At 70.7% G+C, this 15184-nt stretch carries 14 protein-coding genes; 8 read left to right on the top strand and 6 right to left on the bottom strand.

Annotated elements, in window-relative coordinates; genetic code table 11:
• Positions 1-288 precede the first annotated feature (288 nt).
• Both EIZ45_RS33540 and bla read right to left on the bottom strand, forming a co-directional pair.
• A complete protein-coding gene (locus EIZ45_RS33540) occupies positions 289-810 on the bottom strand; it encodes a D-alanyl-D-alanine carboxypeptidase family protein (RefSeq protein ID WP_037819499.1) in 522 nt (173 codons plus the stop codon).
• Positions 807-1703: a class A beta-lactamase gene (gene bla, locus EIZ45_RS33535; RefSeq protein WP_134666528.1), complete on the bottom strand. Its 897-nt coding sequence runs from the start codon at positions 1701-1703 to the stop codon at positions 807-809. The genes EIZ45_RS33540 and bla overlap by 4 nt, the downstream gene beginning before the upstream one ends.
• 111 nt (positions 1704-1814) lie before the next feature.
• On the opposite strand from bla, the gene EIZ45_RS33530 reads away from it, so the two are divergent.
• Together EIZ45_RS33530 and EIZ45_RS33525 are read left to right on the top strand one after the other, a co-directional pair.
• A complete protein-coding gene (locus EIZ45_RS33530; protein ID WP_240690775.1) occupies positions 1815-2747 on the top strand; it encodes a LysR family transcriptional regulator in 933 nt (310 codons plus the stop codon).
• Entirely contained in the window at positions 2737-3642 is a 906-nt protein-coding gene (locus tag EIZ45_RS33525) for a serine hydrolase (protein WP_037819503.1), read from the top strand. The genes EIZ45_RS33530 and EIZ45_RS33525 overlap by 11 nt, the downstream gene beginning before the upstream one ends.
• A 278-nt stretch (positions 3643-3920) precedes the next feature.
• Here the strand turns inward: EIZ45_RS33525 and EIZ45_RS33520 are convergent, their stop codons facing one another.
• A complete protein-coding gene (locus EIZ45_RS33520; protein ID WP_167756625.1) occupies positions 3921-4874 on the bottom strand; it encodes an SEFIR domain-containing protein in 954 nt (317 codons plus the stop codon).
• 180 nt (positions 4875-5054) lie between these two features.
• Here EIZ45_RS33520 and EIZ45_RS33515 point away from each other — a divergent pair, with 180 nt between their 5' ends.
• The 4 genes from EIZ45_RS33515 to EIZ45_RS33500 are packed head-to-tail and all read left to right on the top strand — an operon-like array spanning position 5055 to position 11125.
• The gene (locus EIZ45_RS33515; protein ID WP_134666534.1) at positions 5055-5630 is read left to right on the top strand and encodes a TIR domain-containing protein; all 576 of its coding nucleotides are present in this window, start codon (positions 5055-5057) and stop codon (positions 5628-5630) included.
• Between the two features lie 3 nt (positions 5631-5633).
• A complete protein-coding gene (locus tag EIZ45_RS33510) occupies positions 5634-7238 on the top strand; it encodes a KGGVGR-motif variant AAA ATPase (protein WP_134666536.1) in 1605 nt (534 codons plus the stop codon).
• A gap of 60 nt (positions 7239-7298) precedes the next feature.
• Entirely contained in the window at positions 7299-7931 is a 633-nt protein-coding gene (locus EIZ45_RS33505) for a hypothetical protein (protein ID WP_205670119.1), read from the top strand.
• Positions 7928-11125 carry an ATP-binding protein gene (locus EIZ45_RS33500; RefSeq protein ID WP_134666538.1) on the top strand — a complete coding sequence of 1066 codons (3198 nt, stop codon included), beginning with the start codon at positions 7928-7930 and terminating at the stop codon, positions 11123-11125. The genes EIZ45_RS33505 and EIZ45_RS33500 overlap by 4 nt, the downstream gene beginning before the upstream one ends.
• 49 nt (positions 11126-11174) lie before the next feature.
• On the opposite strand, the gene EIZ45_RS33495 is transcribed toward EIZ45_RS33500, so the two are convergent.
• Complete coding sequence (locus tag EIZ45_RS33495; protein ID WP_037819510.1) at positions 11175-11882, bottom strand: trypsin-like serine protease; 708 nt, start codon at positions 11880-11882, stop codon at positions 11175-11177.
• 258 nt (positions 11883-12140) lie between these two features.
• On the opposite strand from EIZ45_RS33495, the gene EIZ45_RS33490 reads away from it, so the two are divergent.
• Complete coding sequence (locus tag EIZ45_RS33490; protein WP_009076775.1) at positions 12141-12557, top strand: STAS domain-containing protein; 417 nt, start codon at positions 12141-12143, stop codon at positions 12555-12557.
• A gap of 115 nt (positions 12558-12672) precedes the next feature.
• Here EIZ45_RS33490 and shbA read toward each other — a convergent pair whose 3' ends face one another.
• Positions 12673-13323 (bottom strand): RNA polymerase sigma factor ShbA, encoded by a 651-nt coding sequence (gene shbA, locus EIZ45_RS33485; protein WP_167756624.1) that lies wholly within the window; start codon positions 13321-13323, stop codon positions 12673-12675.
• Between the two features lie 282 nt (positions 13324-13605).
• A complete protein-coding gene (locus tag EIZ45_RS33480; RefSeq protein WP_134666540.1) occupies positions 13606-14565 on the bottom strand; it encodes a hypothetical protein in 960 nt (319 codons plus the stop codon).
• 420 nt (positions 14566-14985) lie between these two features.
• Between EIZ45_RS33480 and EIZ45_RS46570 the strand changes: the two genes are divergently transcribed.
• Positions 14986-15129 carry a hypothetical protein gene (locus EIZ45_RS46570; RefSeq protein WP_205670120.1) on the top strand — a complete coding sequence of 48 codons (144 nt, stop codon included), beginning with the start codon at positions 14986-14988 and terminating at the stop codon, positions 15127-15129.
• Positions 15130-15184: the final 55 nt, after the last annotated feature.

Below are 15184 nucleotides of genomic sequence, written 5' to 3'. Positions count from 1 at the left end.
GGCGGGCGAACTCGCGGCAGCGCCGGCGGCGGGCGGCGGGGCGGCGTTCCCGCCGGAGCCGGAGCCGGAGCAGGCGGTGCACGCGAGCGCGGCGGCGGCCGCTACGGCGCCCCAGCGCAGGAGGAGACGGTTCGAGACCGGGCGAATCATGCGGTTTCCGTTCGGGACAGGCCCAGGACGCCCCCGGGCACATCCGGTTATTCGCCCGGCTCAGGCTTTCGTTACCGCTTGTCCGGTTTCGTCACGTATCTGTGACTCACGGCCTGGTCCACAGTGGACGAACCAGGCTCAGCTGGCGGCGCGAGTGGCGGCGAAACCGGGATGCGGCAGCCGCTGCGGGCGGCCGTCCGGGTGGTACTCGAAATGCCACCATTCGTTGTCGTACACGCGATACAGGCCGAACCGTCCGCCGTGGGCTTCGAGCCACTGCGCGCCTTCGTAGGGCCGCACGTCGAGCGCGACGCCCCGCACGTGCTGCGATTGCGCGGGCGGGAGCGTGAGGTGCAGGGCGAGTTCGTGCGAACCGGCGCGCTGGACTTCGGCATGGAACAGGTCGGCCTGCGTCGCGGCGTCCCGGTGACCGGAAGTCAGGCCGAGCAGGATTCCGTGCCGCCACAACGCTTCGGTGCGCGCCGCGGTGAATGCGGCGTGCGTGCCGGGGGTGAGCCCGGCGAGGTTTTCGGCCGGATAGCGGGCCCCCAGCGCCCACTGGCACGCGACGTGCCGTGCCCGGCCCCGCGCGACCACCCACGCGACCGGCACGAAAAGCACCGCGAGCACGTGGGTGACCACCCGGTAGATTCCGGTCACTGCAACGCCTTCACGACCGCGGCGGCGGCCTGCGCGATCAGCTTGTCGTCGGTCTTCGCGTCCTTCTGCGGGCGATCGGACAGCACAGTGAGCACGATCGGCGCGCGGTGCGGCGGCCAGAGCACGGCGATGTCGTTGCGCGTGCCGTAATCGGCGGACCCGGTCTTGTCCGCGACCTGCCAGTCCGCGGGCACGCCGGCGCGGATCACGTGCGCGCCGGTGGTGTTGGCGCGCATGATCTTGGTCAGCACGGCCTGTTTGTCCGCCGGGAGTCCCGAGTCGAGCGCGACGGCGCGCAGGTCCTTGGCCCAGACTCGCGGGGTGGTCGTGTCCCGGACGTCACCAGGGCTCGTCTCGTTGAGAGCGGGCTCGATGCGGTCCACGTGGGTGACCGTATCCTCCAGCCGGCGCAGCTCCGCAGCCAGCCCGGCGGGACCCCCGATTTCGCGGAACATGAGGTTATCCGCCGTGTTGTCGCTGTAACGCAGCGCAGCGTCGAGGACGCTCTGTAACGACATTTGCTCCCCGATGTGCTTCTCCGTAATCGGGGAATTGGGCACGAGATCGCTTTGCCGAATCGTGACCGTGCGGGTCAGATCATCCCCGCGGTGCAGGATCGCTGCCGCGTTGAACACCTTGTGCGTGGAAGCGTAGGCAAACCGGTCGTCCGCGTGATAGGCGACCTCGCGGCCGTCGCCGGTGTCGATCGCGTAGACGCCGAGCCGGGCGCCGAAAGCCTTCTCCAGCGCGGCGAAATCCGGCTGCGCGACTGTCTTGGCCGCCGCCGGCGCGGCGGACTGCGCGGAACTCGCCGGGGCGACCGGTGTTGCTGGTGTGGCACATGAGGCTAGCGCGACCAATGCGAACGCGGCCAGGGTCAGCCTGCGGAACACGGGGTTCTCCCTCCGAAGTCGATCAACTCCCCAGCAGCGTGCCCGCGTCCGGTTCATGCGGTCCAAGACACTTCCGTGCGACATCATGCGAATCTGGCATAAGCTCTGTTCGTGGACTTGGTCGGCTGCTGCAAAGCGTTCGTGAGCGTGACCGAAGCGGGGAGCTTCACCGGCGGCGCGGTGGTCGCGCGGATCCCGCAGCCGGTGGCGAGCCGCCGGATCGCCGCGCTCGAGAAGCACCTGGGGGAGCGGCTGTTCGACCGGTCGACCCGGCGGGCGCGGCTCACGCCGTTCGGCCGGGACCTGCTGCCGTCCGCGCAACGCCTGGTCCGGCTCGCCGAGGCGATGGAATCGGACGCGCAGCGCGCGCGTCGGCGGCCGTTGCGGCTGGCGGTCCCGGACACGTCGACCACCCGCGACCTCGCCGAACTCGAAGCGCAGGCGCGGACGGTGGAGGTCTTTCTGGAGTTCCGCGTCGCCGGGCCTGCCGAGCGGGCCGAACTGGTGCGGACGCAGGAGGTGCGGGCCGCGCTGGTCGCGGTGCCGCCGGAGGACGGGGTGTGGACGGTGCCGCTCGGGCTCGCGAGCGAGGCCGAGCCGGACGAAGCCGTGGTGCACCTGGAAACCCTGCGCGCGGGCCGGTCGCCCGGAGCGCGCCGCCGGGTGTGGGTGCAGCCGGAGGACGACGTGCCGCATGTCCGCGACCGCGTGTTCCGCGCCCGCGACGCGGCCGGGCTGCTGCCCGCGCAGGTCGAGGTCGCCGGGACGCTGACGACGGCCGCGGCGAGCGTGATCGGGTCGGCGGATCTGCTGTTGTGCTCAGCGGATCAGGCGCGGGAACTGGGGCTGGCGTGGCGTCCGGTGGGCGGCGTCCGGCTCGCGCGGGGATACGACGTGGCGGCGGGGCTGGGCGACGACGTCGACCGGGTGCGGACGCCGTTGCGTGCCGCGATCGCGCGGTGCCTGGGGGCGGAGGTCGCGACGGGGGAGCGCGCGCGCCGTCCGGACCCGGGCGGTGCGGCAGACTGGCGCCGTGAACACTGAGGCGCTGCTGGCACGGCTGCGGGACGAACTCGACGAGGGCGGGCTGCGAGGCTCGTTCCTCGTCCGCGATCTCGGGTCCGGCCGCGAGATCGGGATCGAACCCGACCTGGAGTTCGCGACCGCGTCGCTGGTCAAGGTCCCGCTCGTCGCGGTGACGCAGGACCGGATCCGGCGCGGCGAACTGGACGGCGCGCGGCAGGTGGAGGTCGAACCCGGCCGCGCCGAGAGCGCGGGGCCGACCGGGCTGGCGCGGTTCCGGCATCCGGCGCGGGTTTCGGTCGAGGACCTGATGTACCTGGCCTCCGCGATCAGCGACAGCGCGGCGGCCGACGAACTGTTCGCGCTCACCTCGCCCGCGGAGGTCACCCGGACGGTGCGGGACTGGGGCATCACCGGCATCTCGGTGCGGCATTCGCTGAGCGAGCTGAGCGACACGCCGGTGGAACGGTTCGACGCGGCCGAGGTGCACCTCGCGCATTCGCTGGCGATCGGCGCGGTGACCGAGGGGCAGGGACATCCGGTGCGGCAGCTGGACGTTTCGCGCGCGAGTTCCGGTTCGGCGCGCGCGTTCACCGATTTGCTGACCGCGCTGTGGACGCCGTCGAAAATCGACCCGGACGTGTCCGCGCGGGTGCGGCAGCTGATGGGCGAAAACCTGCTGCGCCAACGGCTGGCCCCGGATTTCGCGTCCGATTCCGCGAAGTGGTCCTCGAAAACCGGGACGCTGGTGAACCTGCGGCACGAGATCGGGGTGGTGGAGCACTCGGACGGCCAGGCGTTCGCGGTCGCCGCGCTCACCGAATCCCGGGTGCCCGCGGCGATCCAGCCGGAAGCGGAGATCTTGATGGCGCGGGTCGCGCGGGCGTTGCGGGACCACCTGCGGGCCCGCGGATAGGCCGGATCCGCCCTCGCGGCGAATCCGGCCGTTCCGCGTCAGGCCAGGCCCAGCAGCGTGAGGATGAGAACGATTCCGTGCGTCTGCATTTTCCCGCACCTCCCTCCCGGATCCAGGCACGGAAAACCCCCGCCGTGAAATAGTGCTCTTTCGCGGCTGACCGGGTTTCCGTGATTCTCGGCGAACCGCCCGGAACGAGCGGCGTGCACCCAGAATGCGATCCGGGAACGGGTGCGGACAAGGCGTTTCCTGTTTCCTCGAAAGCAGGAAACGCGCGCCTAGCGCAGCGTCGGGTTTCCCCAGGCCAGCGCGGCCGGCCGGGTCGTGCGGGCAGCCGGGCCCGCCGCGGGACGGCGGATCTCGAGCCGCAGCCGCCGGACGCCGGTGACGTCGAGTTCGGTGTGCCGCGGGCTGCCGGAGGCGGAATGGTCGAGGTGCCGGATTTCGCCGTCGAGCCGGACGCAGAACTGCCCGATCTGGAAATCCGCGTCCTCGACGTCGTCGAGCACTCCGGCGACCGCGGTGAAATGCGCGTAGGAGCCGCCGAGGTCGATTTCCGCGAACGCCCACGCTCCGAAGGTCGGCCCGGCGGTGCGGAAAACGACGCTGTGCTCGTAGCTGATCCCGTCGATCCGCGCTGAGCCGGCGGTGATGTCCGCGCTCTTGTCGCGCCACGGCAGTTCGGTCGCCAGTACCGGCCCAGGCGCGGAATCCGTTGCCCCGCGCCAGATCCCGCGCACCGGCCGCTCGTTCTGGCTGCGCCCGGTGATCGCGGAGATCAGCCCGGCGACGCCGTCGTCGGTGAATTCGGGAATCCGGAAATGCGTGGTCGAATACGGGGTGAGAAACGCCGGGATGTCTTCGACCGAAGCGCCGGGCAGCACCACCGGCAGGATGCGGCTGGTCTCGCGCTCCAGGTCGCGGGTGAGCGCGTCGCGCATGATCCGCGCCTCGAACTGGGAGCCGCGGCCCTCGTCGAAGGGCGCCTCGCCGTCCGCGCGCCGCCGGTAGTTCGGCGAGGCGATCACCAGCACGAAATCGGCGGCGTGGATGTTCCGGATCGCCCAGGCCGACCAGTCGATCCGGGACGCGTCGTCCCATTGGTCCAGCCGGACGTCGAGGCCGATCTTGGCGCGGAGGAAGGTGGCGAAGGTCCCGACCTGCCGGTAGTGCTCGGCGGCGGTGTCGTGGGCGTAGCTGATGAAGATCCGGGGTGCGGCGGGGGCGGACATCGGGCTCCTCGAATTCCGGCGGCGGCGACCGGTCCAGTCTCGGGTCCGGCCGGCGGCAGCGGGTTTTCGGCCACAAAGTGTCCAGAATCTGTCCCTTGCCGGGGTCTTCGCCAAAGGTATCGTCGTGGTCCGAGGACGGGATCGCCAGGACGCGGAAATCGACGGGGGAGCGCTGCCCAGGTGTACCACTACGACGTTTTCATCAGTTACGAACGGTGCGCCGAGGCCATCTCCAAATGGGTCCGCAACCATTTCCACCCGCGGCTGTGCGAACTGCTCGACGGCAACCTCGACCGGGACGTCCAGGTGTTCTTCGACGGGTCGGTGCGGGTCGGCGGCAAGTGGCCGGACGAACTGCGCTCCGCGTTGCGGCACACCAGGATCCTGGTCCCGGTGTGCTCGCCGAAGTACTTCTACAACGAGTGGTGCCTCGCCGAATGGGCCTCGATGGAACGCCGCGAAGAACTCGCCGGACGGGACCGTCCGGCGACCCTGATCTACCCGGTCATCTACTGCGATTCGAAAAACTTCCCGCCGTACGCGCACCAGCGCCGGATGAAGAACCTGACCGAGTGGAATCATCCGTACGAGCAATTCCAGGTCTCGGCCAAATACATCGGTTTCCACGACGAGATGAACCGCATCGCGACCGAGGTCGAAGAACTGCTCAGCGCGGCCCCGGCGTGGCGGCCGGACTGGCCGGTGCTGACTCCGCGGCCGGACGTCCCGCCCGCTTCCCGGTTCCCGAGGCTCTGAGCGATGACGGGCGTCGTGATCACTTTCTATTCCTACAAGGGCGGCGTCGGCCGCAGCTTCACGCTGGCCAACATCGCGGTGCTGCTGGCCCGCTGGGGACACCGCGTGCTGTGCATCGACTGGGACCTCGAAGCACCGGGTCTGCACGAGTACTTCCGGCCGAAGCTGGACCACGATCCGCAAGGCGGCGTAGTCGATCTCGTCGCCGATTTCCGGGCGGGCACCGTCCGGCCGAACCGGCACGTCCTTCCGGTCCGCCTGGACAACGTGGCCGGCGCGCTGGACTTCCTCGCCGCGGGCGGCGACGGCCCCGAGTATCCGGCACAGGTGCAGGGAATCGACTGGGAAGGCCTGTACGACGAGGAATTCGGCGAGTATCTCGAACGCTGCCGGGAAGCCTGGACCTCGGAGTACGACTACGTCCTGCTCGACAGCCGCACGGGAATCTCCGACGTCGGCAGCATCTGCACCGCGCACCTGCCGGACCGGCTGGTCGTCCTCTACACCGCGAACATGCAGAGTGTGCGCGGCGCGGTCGACGTCGCGCGCCGGGCGAATGTCGCGCGGAACGCCCTGCCGTACGACCGTCCGCAGCTTCCCGTGCTGCCGGTGCTCTCGCGGTTCGACACGCGCGAGGAGTACGACCGGTCGGAAAGCTGGCGGGAGATCTGCCTCAAGGAGACGCGGAGCCTGTTCGACAGCTGGCTGGACCAGGACGTTCCGCCCGCGGTGATCGCGCGCCACCTCACCTTGCCTTACGTCTCGTACTGGACCTTCGGCGAGCAACTGCCGGTGCTGCTGGAGAAAAGCCCGGGTGCGGACCAGATCGGGTTCGCGCTCGAGACCGTCGCCGCGGTGATCGCGCATTCCTTCGACCGGACCGAGCTGCTGGCCGAAAACCGCGACGCGTACGTGGCGGCGGTGCGCACCCGGACGCAGAGTTTCGCCTACGACATCCAGGTCAGCATGCCGCGGTCGAACCTCGACGTCTCCCGGGAGCTGGTGGCGGAACTGGAGACTCTCGGCATCCGGGTGGGCCGTTCGCTGTCGGGCGACCGTTCTTGGCTCGGCCGCGCGGAAACCGACGCCCGGCACCTGTGCCTGGTGATCGACGGCAAGGCGAGCCGGTGGCAGCTGGCGGAGGTCGAGTTGTTCCTGCACCGCACGCTCGGCCAGGACCGCAGGCTGATCCCGGTGCTCACCGAGGGAACCGACTCGCGCGAGCTGTCCGGCTACCTCGGCAACCTGCGGCATCTGCGCCTCAGCGCGCTGAACGGCCCGGCGAAGGTCGCGCGGACCCTCGCCGACGAGATCGGCGCCGGACGGGCACTGGTCGACACCGGTCAAGCGGACCTGGTTTCCCTGCTGCGGCAAGCCGAACACGTCCGGCTGCGTCCGGAACTGTGGGACCTCGTGGGCGAGTTCGCCAGCGAACTGCCCGCTGTCGTCGGGGCCGGGGACAGCGTGCGCGCGCAGGAGCTCGGCGCGGACCTGGCCGTGGTGCTGCGCCCGCGTCACGACAACGGCGCGATACCGCCGCCGCTGCCGGTCCAGAAGGCCCTGGCGTGGGCCCAGCAAGTGCTCGACGTGCGGGTGAACGGCAACTAGCCGCACCTGCCAGACACCCGCCCGCGCCCGCGGCCGGGATGCCCCGAGGAAGGACGGCGGATGCACGAACGACTGAGCCACAAGCAGTCCGCGGCGATGATCGCGCTGATGGTGCACGGCAAGGAGATGACGAATCCGGAACTGCGCGAAGCCGCGGGCTTCGCGCTCGACGGGAAGGACCGGGTCAAGCTCAACCAGCGCTACGTCAGCAGCAGGAAATCCGGCCGCGCGTTCGCGCATCAGCTCACCGACGCCGGCTGGGACTGGTGCGCGGAGGAACTGGCCGCGCTGTCCCCGCCGCAACCGGTGCGGAGCACGCTGACCGTGGTGGCTTACCTGGCGCTGAACAAGTTCTTCGAGTACCTGCGGCTGCACAACGTTTCGCTCAAGGAGGTTTTCGGCGGCGCGGAGGGCAACGCGCCGCAGGCGGTCAACCTCAAGGAAATGATCGTCAAGGCCTATCGCGAACTCGCTCGCGAGCCCCGGGGGTGGGTGGGGCTGGCCGATCTGCGGTCGTCGCTCGGCCACGCCGAGACCGCCGAGGTCGACGCGGTGCTCAAGGAGCTGAGCCGTACCGGGCAAGCGAAACTGGTGCCGGAATCCAACCGCAAGGTGCTGACCGCGGCGGACCGGGCGGCGGCTGTGCGCATCGGCGGTGAAGAGAACCACATGCTGTCCATCGAGGCGTCATGATCGAACATCTGGCCGTGCTGGCGACTTTGCGGTTCGACTGGGCCGACACGCCCGACCACGTATGGCGCGATTCGCCGTACCACGTCGACGGGCTGCATGCGGACGTGATCGCCGCGATCGACGTCGGCATCCGCGACGCGGCGGCGAGCGAGGGGCCGAGCCCGATCGGCCTGGTCATGCAGGGGATGAAGGGCGTCGGCAAGACCCATCTCCTCGGAATGGTCCGGCGGGCGGCGCACCGCGCGGGCGGGTACTTCTTCCTCGACGACCTCACCGCGGGCGACGCTTTCTGGGAGAACACGGCCGACGCGCTGCGCCGCGGTCTGCTGCGCACCGACGACTCCGGCGAGACGCAGCTGCGCAGTTTCGTGCGCCGGGTCTGCGAACGCGGCGACGTGTCCTGGGAAGCGACTTCGGCGTTGCTGGGCACGGGCGCGCTGACTCGCGCGCACCTCGACGCGTTCGTGCTGGGGCTGCGCAAGCTCGACCGCCAGGTCGCCGTGGAATGCGCGGACACGGCCCGCGCGCTGGTGCTGTACGCCGCGGAAGACCTGACCCAGAACGAGATCGGCGACGAGTACCTCGGCAGTTCCGAGGAGTCGAAATCCGGCGTCCGCCGGAAGTGGGGCATCCGGGCGAAGGCGAAGTCCGCGCTGGGGCAGGTGCACGACATCACGCGGCTGCTCGCGCTCACCGGTCCGCTCGTGATCGGGGTCGACCAGCTCGACACGCTCATCGCCCGGTCTTCGTTGCAGGCTCGCGAAATCGGGCATCGCGGCGAGGAAGACTTCCTCGTCGCCCAGATCGCCGACGGCCTGATGGAACTGCGCGAGGTCACCCGGCGGACGTTGACCGTGCTCGCCTGCCTCCCGACGACGTGGATGCTGATCAAGGACAAGGCCTCGGACACCGTGCCGGACCGCTTCCGCGAAACGCTGACGCTCGGCCGGGTGCTCGACGCCGAGGTCGGACGGCGGCTGGTGGAGCGGCGGCTCGGAGTGGCTTACGCCGCGATGGACTTCACCCCGCCGCATTCGACCTGGCCGGTCGCGCCTTCCGCGTTCGACGGGCCGTGGGAGGAGTACACCCCGCGCGAACTGCTGAAGCGGATCGGCGCGCACATCGACGCCTGCGTCCGCGCGGAGCGGGTGCAGGAGCTGACCAGCTTCGACACCGACGCCCCACCGGTGCTTTCGGCCCGCGCGGAACCGAAGCCGGACCGCTTCGCCGAACTCGACGCCTGGTTCGAGCAGTTGCGCGCGGCCGCGGATCCGTCGGCGCTGCTCGACCACAAAGTGGAAGACGAGGTGATGCCCCGGCTGCTGTCGGCCGCGCTGCGCGGCTGGATCACCGAGGTCGGCGACGACGAAATGGAGTGGGACGCCCGCGGCAGCGAGGACGAACTGCACGCGTGGCTCACCCACACCCTCGACGAGGACTCCGATCTGGAGGAGCACTGGGCGTTCCGGGCGATCTCCGTGCGGCATCCGCTCGCGGTGCTCAACCGGTTCCGCAAGGCGCGCTCGGCCGCGGGACTGCGGCCCGGGGCGGACAACCGCCACCTCGTCCTGATCCGGAACTCCTCGTGGTCCAAAGGGGAAAAGACGCAGGCCGAGATCCGGGCGTTCGAAGCCGCCGGAGGGAAGCGGCTCAAGATGTCCGAAGCGGACGTCCGCACGTTCTGGGCGCTGGACGAGATGTTCGCCAAGGGCGGCCCGGACGTCCACGAATGGCTCATCGACCGCAGGCCCGCGCGGCGCTCCCAGCTGCTGTCCGGAGTCCTGCCTGACGCGGCGGTGCGCTCCGGCGGCCCCGCGAACCCAGCCCCGCTGCCAGTAGAGAAGCGACCCGTGCACCCGGCACCCGCCGCTCAGCCCTCCCTCTTCACCCAGACCGCGCGCTCAAGCCGCAACGGAACCGCCCAAGCCCCGCGTTCGGACGGGACCCACCCGCCGCCCGACGGCGCCCTCACCCTCGGCACCGAAACCGGTTCCGGCAAACCCATCCGCATCGAACTCTCCGCCCTGCGCAAGCACGCCGCCGTCTTCGCCGGTTCCGGGTCGGGGAAAACGGTGCTCCTGCGCCGGATCATCGAGGAATGCGCGCTGCTCGGCGTGTCGTCCATCGTGCTGGACCCGAACAACGACCTCGCCCGCCTCGGCGACGCGTGGCCGAGTCCGCCGAGCGGCTGGGGTCCGGAAGACGCCCAGCTCGCCGAGCGCTACTTCGAGGAAACCGACGTAGTCGTCTGGACGCCGGGCCGCGCCACCGGGCGGCCGCTCGGGTTCGAGCCGTTGCCGGACTTCGCCGGGGTGCTCGACGACGAGGACGAGTTCTCCGCGGCAGTCGAGGTGGCGGTCGCGGCACTCGCGCCGCAGGCTCGGCTCACCGGCAGCACCGCGAAGGCGGACATCGGACTGGCCGTGCTGCGGCAGACGATCGTGCACCACGCCCGCGCCGGGTCGCGGAGCCTGCCGGAGCTGATCGAGGTCCTCGAGGACCTCCCCGAAGGCGTCACGAATCTCAACGGCGGCCGGAAAATCGCCGCTGAGGTCGCGGAGCTGCTCAAGGCCGCGATGGTGAACGACCCGCTGTTCGCCGGAGCAGGCACCCCAGCCGACCCGGCGGTGCTGCTCACCCCGGCGGACGGCAAGCGGGCGCGGATCTCGGTGATCAGCTTCGCCGGGCTGCCCGCCGAGGCGCAGCGGCAGAGCTTCGTGAACCAGCTGCAGATGGAGCTGTTCGCGTGGATCAAGCGGAATCCGGCGGGGGACCGGCCGCTGGGCGCGCTGTTCGTGATGGACGAGGCGCAGACGCTCGCGGCGTCCGGGTCGCTCACCGCGAGCACGCGCAGCACGATCGTGCTCGCCGCGCAGGCCCGGAAGTACGGGCTGGGGCTGCTGTTCGCGACGCAAGCGCCGAAGGGCCTGCACAACCAGATCGCCGGCAACGCGATGACGCAGTTCTTCGGGCGGCTCAACAGCCCAGCGCAGATCGCCGCGGCGAACGAGATGGCGCGGGCGAAGGGGAGTCCGGTGGCGGACATCTCGCGGCTGGAGCGGGCCCAGTTCTACGTGTCCGGCGAGGCGTTCGGGTTCCGGCGGGTGTCGACGCCGCTGTGCCTGAGCCACCACCCGGCGAGCCCGCTGCGGCCGGAGGAGGTGCTCGCGCGGGCCAGGGACGGGGAGGGGTGAAACAAGCGGCCCGGACCCGGGGATCCGTCCGGGTCCGGGCCGCCCGCGATCACACGCCCGCGACCGACTGGATCCAGTCGCGGTACTGGGTGACGTTGATGTAGGCGGTGTAGGACTGGCGGTCGCTGGTGGAGGCGACGCCGACCTGCTTGCCGTTCGCGTACATCGGGCCGCCGGAGTCGCCGCCTGCGGTGATGCCGTCGCCGCGGTTGGCGCACACCGAGACGCCGGCCGCGCCGTCCGGGCAGTCGACCGAGGTGACCTGGACGTTCGCCACCTTCAGCACCTGCGACTGGCAGTTGATCTCCGGCTGGTCGGTGCAGGTCGCGCCCCAGCCGTAGACCTGCGCGGTGTCGCCGACGTTGACGTCGCTCGCGGTGCCGAGCGGCGCGTACTCGGTCTGGACCTTCTGGTCGATCTGGACCAGCGAGATGTCGGCGTCGGGGGAGTCGTGCACGGACGTCGCGGAGACCTCGGTGCCCTGGGTCTGGTCGAGGCTGCCGACGTGGAAGGTGATCTGCTTGCCGCCCGCGCCCTGCGTGCAGTGCCGGGCGGTGAGGATCCAGTCGGGAGCGATGATCGTGGCCGAGCAGAGCTCCTGGCCGCCGGCGAACATCCGGGCGGCGGCGTGCAGGGAGTCGGCCGTGCTGCCGTCGATGATGGCGGGCTGGGCGGGGGCGGCGGTGGCCGGGGCCGCCGCGGCGACGGCGGCGAAGGCCAGGCCGGACAGGACTGCGGCGGTACGCGCGATTCGCACTGGTGATCATCTCCGGTGGGTACGGGGAGTGTGGTCAGGTACTGACCCACCGTCGTGAATGTCGGTAAATGACGGAACCCGCCGAAGGTCGGGCCGGTTCAGTTCCCGACTTTCGTCGTGGGACAAGCGGAGCAGCGCGCGTTGACGAGCCGCCGACAAGGACTGTGAGCGCGGTCACCGTGCCCGGAGGTCCAGAATGGTGTCGGGTGGACGAGCGGGCGCGACGGGCCCCGCCTGGACAGGGAGTGCTGCACGCGGATGGAAGCCGGCTCACAGGGATCGGCACGGCTGAAGTCGTCGTACCGCTACGACGACCTCGACGTGCTCACGCTGCTGCTGGCGGGGGAACTCGACGCCGGCACCGCGCTGGTGGTGGTGCGGGCGGTGACGTTCGCGCTGGCCAAGCGCCCGATGGCGCTGGTGCTGGACCTGACCGGGCTGACCGAATTGAGCGACGCGGGCGTGCACGTCCTGCGGGCCGCGCAGGACCGCGCGGCCGCCGAGGGCGTGGTGCTGCGGCTGCTCGCGCATCCCTCGGGCGCGGCGGGCCGCAGGCTGGCCGAAACCGGGATGACCGGCGTGTTCGACATCTACCCGGACCGCACGGCGGTCCGCGTGGAGACCGACCGGATCGCGTTCCTGCGCCGGATGAAACGGCGGCTCGACGCGGGCTGAGCCGGTCCGGACCCGGGCGTTCCGGGCCCGCCCGCGCCGCCGAAGTGGCCCGAGCGGGTGAACTTCGGGGATTTTTTCTCCAGTGGTCCGGACCAGTTCCGGCGATGTTGCGAGTTCACGCCAGCAGCGCTTCGGCGAGTCCCTGCTCCTGGATCGAGTCCCGCAGTTTCGCCAGCGCGCGGCATTGCGTCACCCGGACGTTGCCCGGTGACATCCCCAGCGCCTTCGCCGTCTCGGCCGAGGTGAGGCCGACGACGACGCGCAGCGTCAGGATTTCCTGCTGCAGCTTCGGCATCCCGGCCATCAGCCTGCCCAGCGAAGCGCCGAGGTCGGCCGTCATCGTGTGCGATTCGGGACCGTCGCCCAGATCGGGGTTCTCCGGGACGTCGGACACCGGCCGCGAGCGGTCGCGCGACACCGCGCGGAACGCGTCGGCCACCTTGTTCGCCGCGATCGCGCGCACCAGGTGCAGGAACGATCCGCCGCGGTCCTCGTAGCCCGGGACGGCCTGCAGGACCGCGATGCACACCTCCTGCGCGACGTCGTCGGCCGACAGGTACGACAGGTCGCGTCCGCCGATGCGGGCGCGGCAGTAGCGCGCGATCACCGGTTTCAGCAGCGCCAGCAGTTCCGGAGCCGCGCCGGGGACCTTGTCGCGGGCCGCGCGGACCACGGTTTCGAGCCGCTGCGCCAGCTCGGACGGACGCGGCAGCGCGGACAGCGGGACGTAGCCTTCGACCGGTTCGGGCACGGTGGCGGTGGGCATAGGGGTCGTTCCTTTCGTACGGGCGGCCGCGGTGGTCTCGCCCGCTCGATCCGGGAATCGGCCGCCCGGGCGCCGGTGTTGCGCCCGCGCAGGTGTTGTCCAGCTTCTGTCCGTTGCGCGGCAACGGAATCCGCACGGACCTGGACAGATCTTGGACAGGTTCCGCCGGCGGGTAGCGCGGCGCGGCGCGGCGGCGATCCCGGTGCGGTCGGAGAAATCCCGATCGGGAAGGGGAATCGCGATGATCACGCACTGACCGGCGCCGGGCCCGGCCGGGGAGGTTCAGCCGGCCGGGCTCCACCGGATGCCGTAGGCGAACCCGGGCGCGAGCCGGTCGAACCGCAGGTGCACCTCGCCCGAGCCGTCCGGGCTCACCACGTCGCCGCGCGCGCCCAGATCGCGTGCGTCGTCCTGGAACACGCGGTCCAGCCGCACGATTTCGGTCGGCGGCGCGGCCGGGAAGCGCACGTGCAGGTCGAACCGGTCGACCGGATGCCGCGGCACGCACACGTAGTGCGGATGCCGGAACTCCGCGCGGAACCGCAGCGCGAGGTCGTGCGTTTTCCCGCGCGGCAACGGGTCGGCCAGCTGCAGCGCCAGCCCGACCCGGTCGTTCGACTCCATCGCGCGGCGGACCAGCGTGCCGCCGTGGAAGACGTCGACGTCCAGATCGCTTTCCCGCACCGGCCCGGACGCCGTGGACGTGGTGGTGAGGGTGAGCGCGAGGTCCAGCTCGGCGAGGTCGTCGGCGTCGGCGACGATCCGCCGGAACTCGAACACCTCGGGCCGCTCCTGGTCCAGGGCAAGGGACACGCGCAGCAGTTCGGTGTGCCAGCTGCCCTCGGGTGCGGGCCGCCCGCCGCCCTCGCGCGGGCCGGCGAGCGCGAGGTGCGCGACGTGCTCGATGCCCTCGTCGATGCGCCGCCGGATCGTGCGGTCGTCGCGGTCGAGCTCGCGCGCGGCCCAGTGCACCCGCTCCTGGTAGAACGGCTTGCGCGCCGGTTCGTGCATCGCGAACGCCGCGAGCACGGCGATCCGGAGGTCGTCCGGGAGCGTCTTGGCCAGCGGTTCCAGCACGTGCGCGAGCCGGTCGCGGATCTCGACGTTTTCCGCGTTGTCGGGAATCCCGCACACCTCGCGCAGGACCGGGCCGACCCGAATCCCGAGCGGAGTGGTGAAAACGCCGCGCCCCTTCCGGAGCACTTTCAATTCCGCGACCAAGTCCGCCGCGTTCGGTTCCACCCGTTCCTCCCTCGCGTCTCCCCGCCCGCAGCCACTGTTCCGCAATGCGGGCGCGGATGTCCAGCCTCGCCCGGGCCCGGCGCACGGACTGTGACCGGAATGATTTCCCATTCCCGCGTCCGGCTGGTGCGACCGGGTTTATCCGGGCGGAAATTCGCTCGGATGGCTCCTTCCCGAAACGGCGGGTGACTGTTCCAGTCAGGGACGGCTGCGCCGCTTTCGATCCCGCGACCGGGCTGGCGTGCGGGCTGGCGCCCTGCTCATCAGAGCGGAATGCCTTTCGCCGCGGCGTTGCCTCCGGTTCCCCGTTCACGCGATTAAGGTGGAAACGGGAAACTCCTTCCCCGATTGCCGCGCGCTCCCGCATTCTCGGGACAAGCCGCTGATCAGGCAGGCGGAAATCCTCGGAAGGAGCTTGTCGTGAAGGTCGTCTGTTCGTTTTCTCTGCTGGTGCGCGCCGCGTTGTGGCTCGCCGCGGCCGCGCTCGTGTCCGGAGTCGCGCTCGGCCATCCGGGCGGACCGGCTCCGGTCGCGCCGCCGGTGTCGGTGCGGACCGCGCCGTGACGAAACCCCGTCCCGGCGTCTGCCGGACAGTCATACTGGGAGCGAGAAGAAGGTG

The organism is Amycolatopsis sp. CFH S0740 (assembly GCF_004522315.1).
Classification (GTDB): domain Bacteria; phylum Actinomycetota; class Actinomycetes; order Mycobacteriales; family Pseudonocardiaceae; genus Amycolatopsis; species Amycolatopsis nivea.
The sequence above is the reverse complement of the archived record's forward strand: the minus strand, read 5'-3'. Positions and strand labels throughout refer to the sequence as shown.

What these genes read in the sequence shown, in the direction of transcription:
- EIZ45_RS33520 (WP_167756625.1), bottom strand. Translation starts at nt 4,874, where the DNA reads ATGTCCGCCCCCGCCGCACCCCGGATCTTCATCAGCTACGCCCACGAC.
- EIZ45_RS33510 (WP_134666536.1), top strand. Translation starts at nt 5,634, where the DNA reads ATGACGGGCGTCGTGATCACTTTCTATTCCTACAAGGGCGGCGTCGGC.
- EIZ45_RS33505 (WP_205670119.1), top strand. Translation starts at nt 7,299, where the DNA reads ATGCACGAACGACTGAGCCACAAGCAGTCCGCGGCGATGATCGCGCTG.
- EIZ45_RS33500 (WP_134666538.1), top strand. Translation starts at nt 7,928, where the DNA reads ATGATCGAACATCTGGCCGTGCTGGCGACTTTGCGGTTCGACTGGGCC.
- EIZ45_RS33490 (WP_009076775.1), top strand. Translation starts at nt 12,141, where the DNA reads ATGGAAGCCGGCTCACAGGGATCGGCACGGCTGAAGTCGTCGTACCGC.
- shbA (WP_167756624.1), bottom strand. Translation starts at nt 13,323, where the DNA reads ATGCCCACCGCCACCGTGCCCGAACCGGTCGAAGGCTACGTCCCGCTG.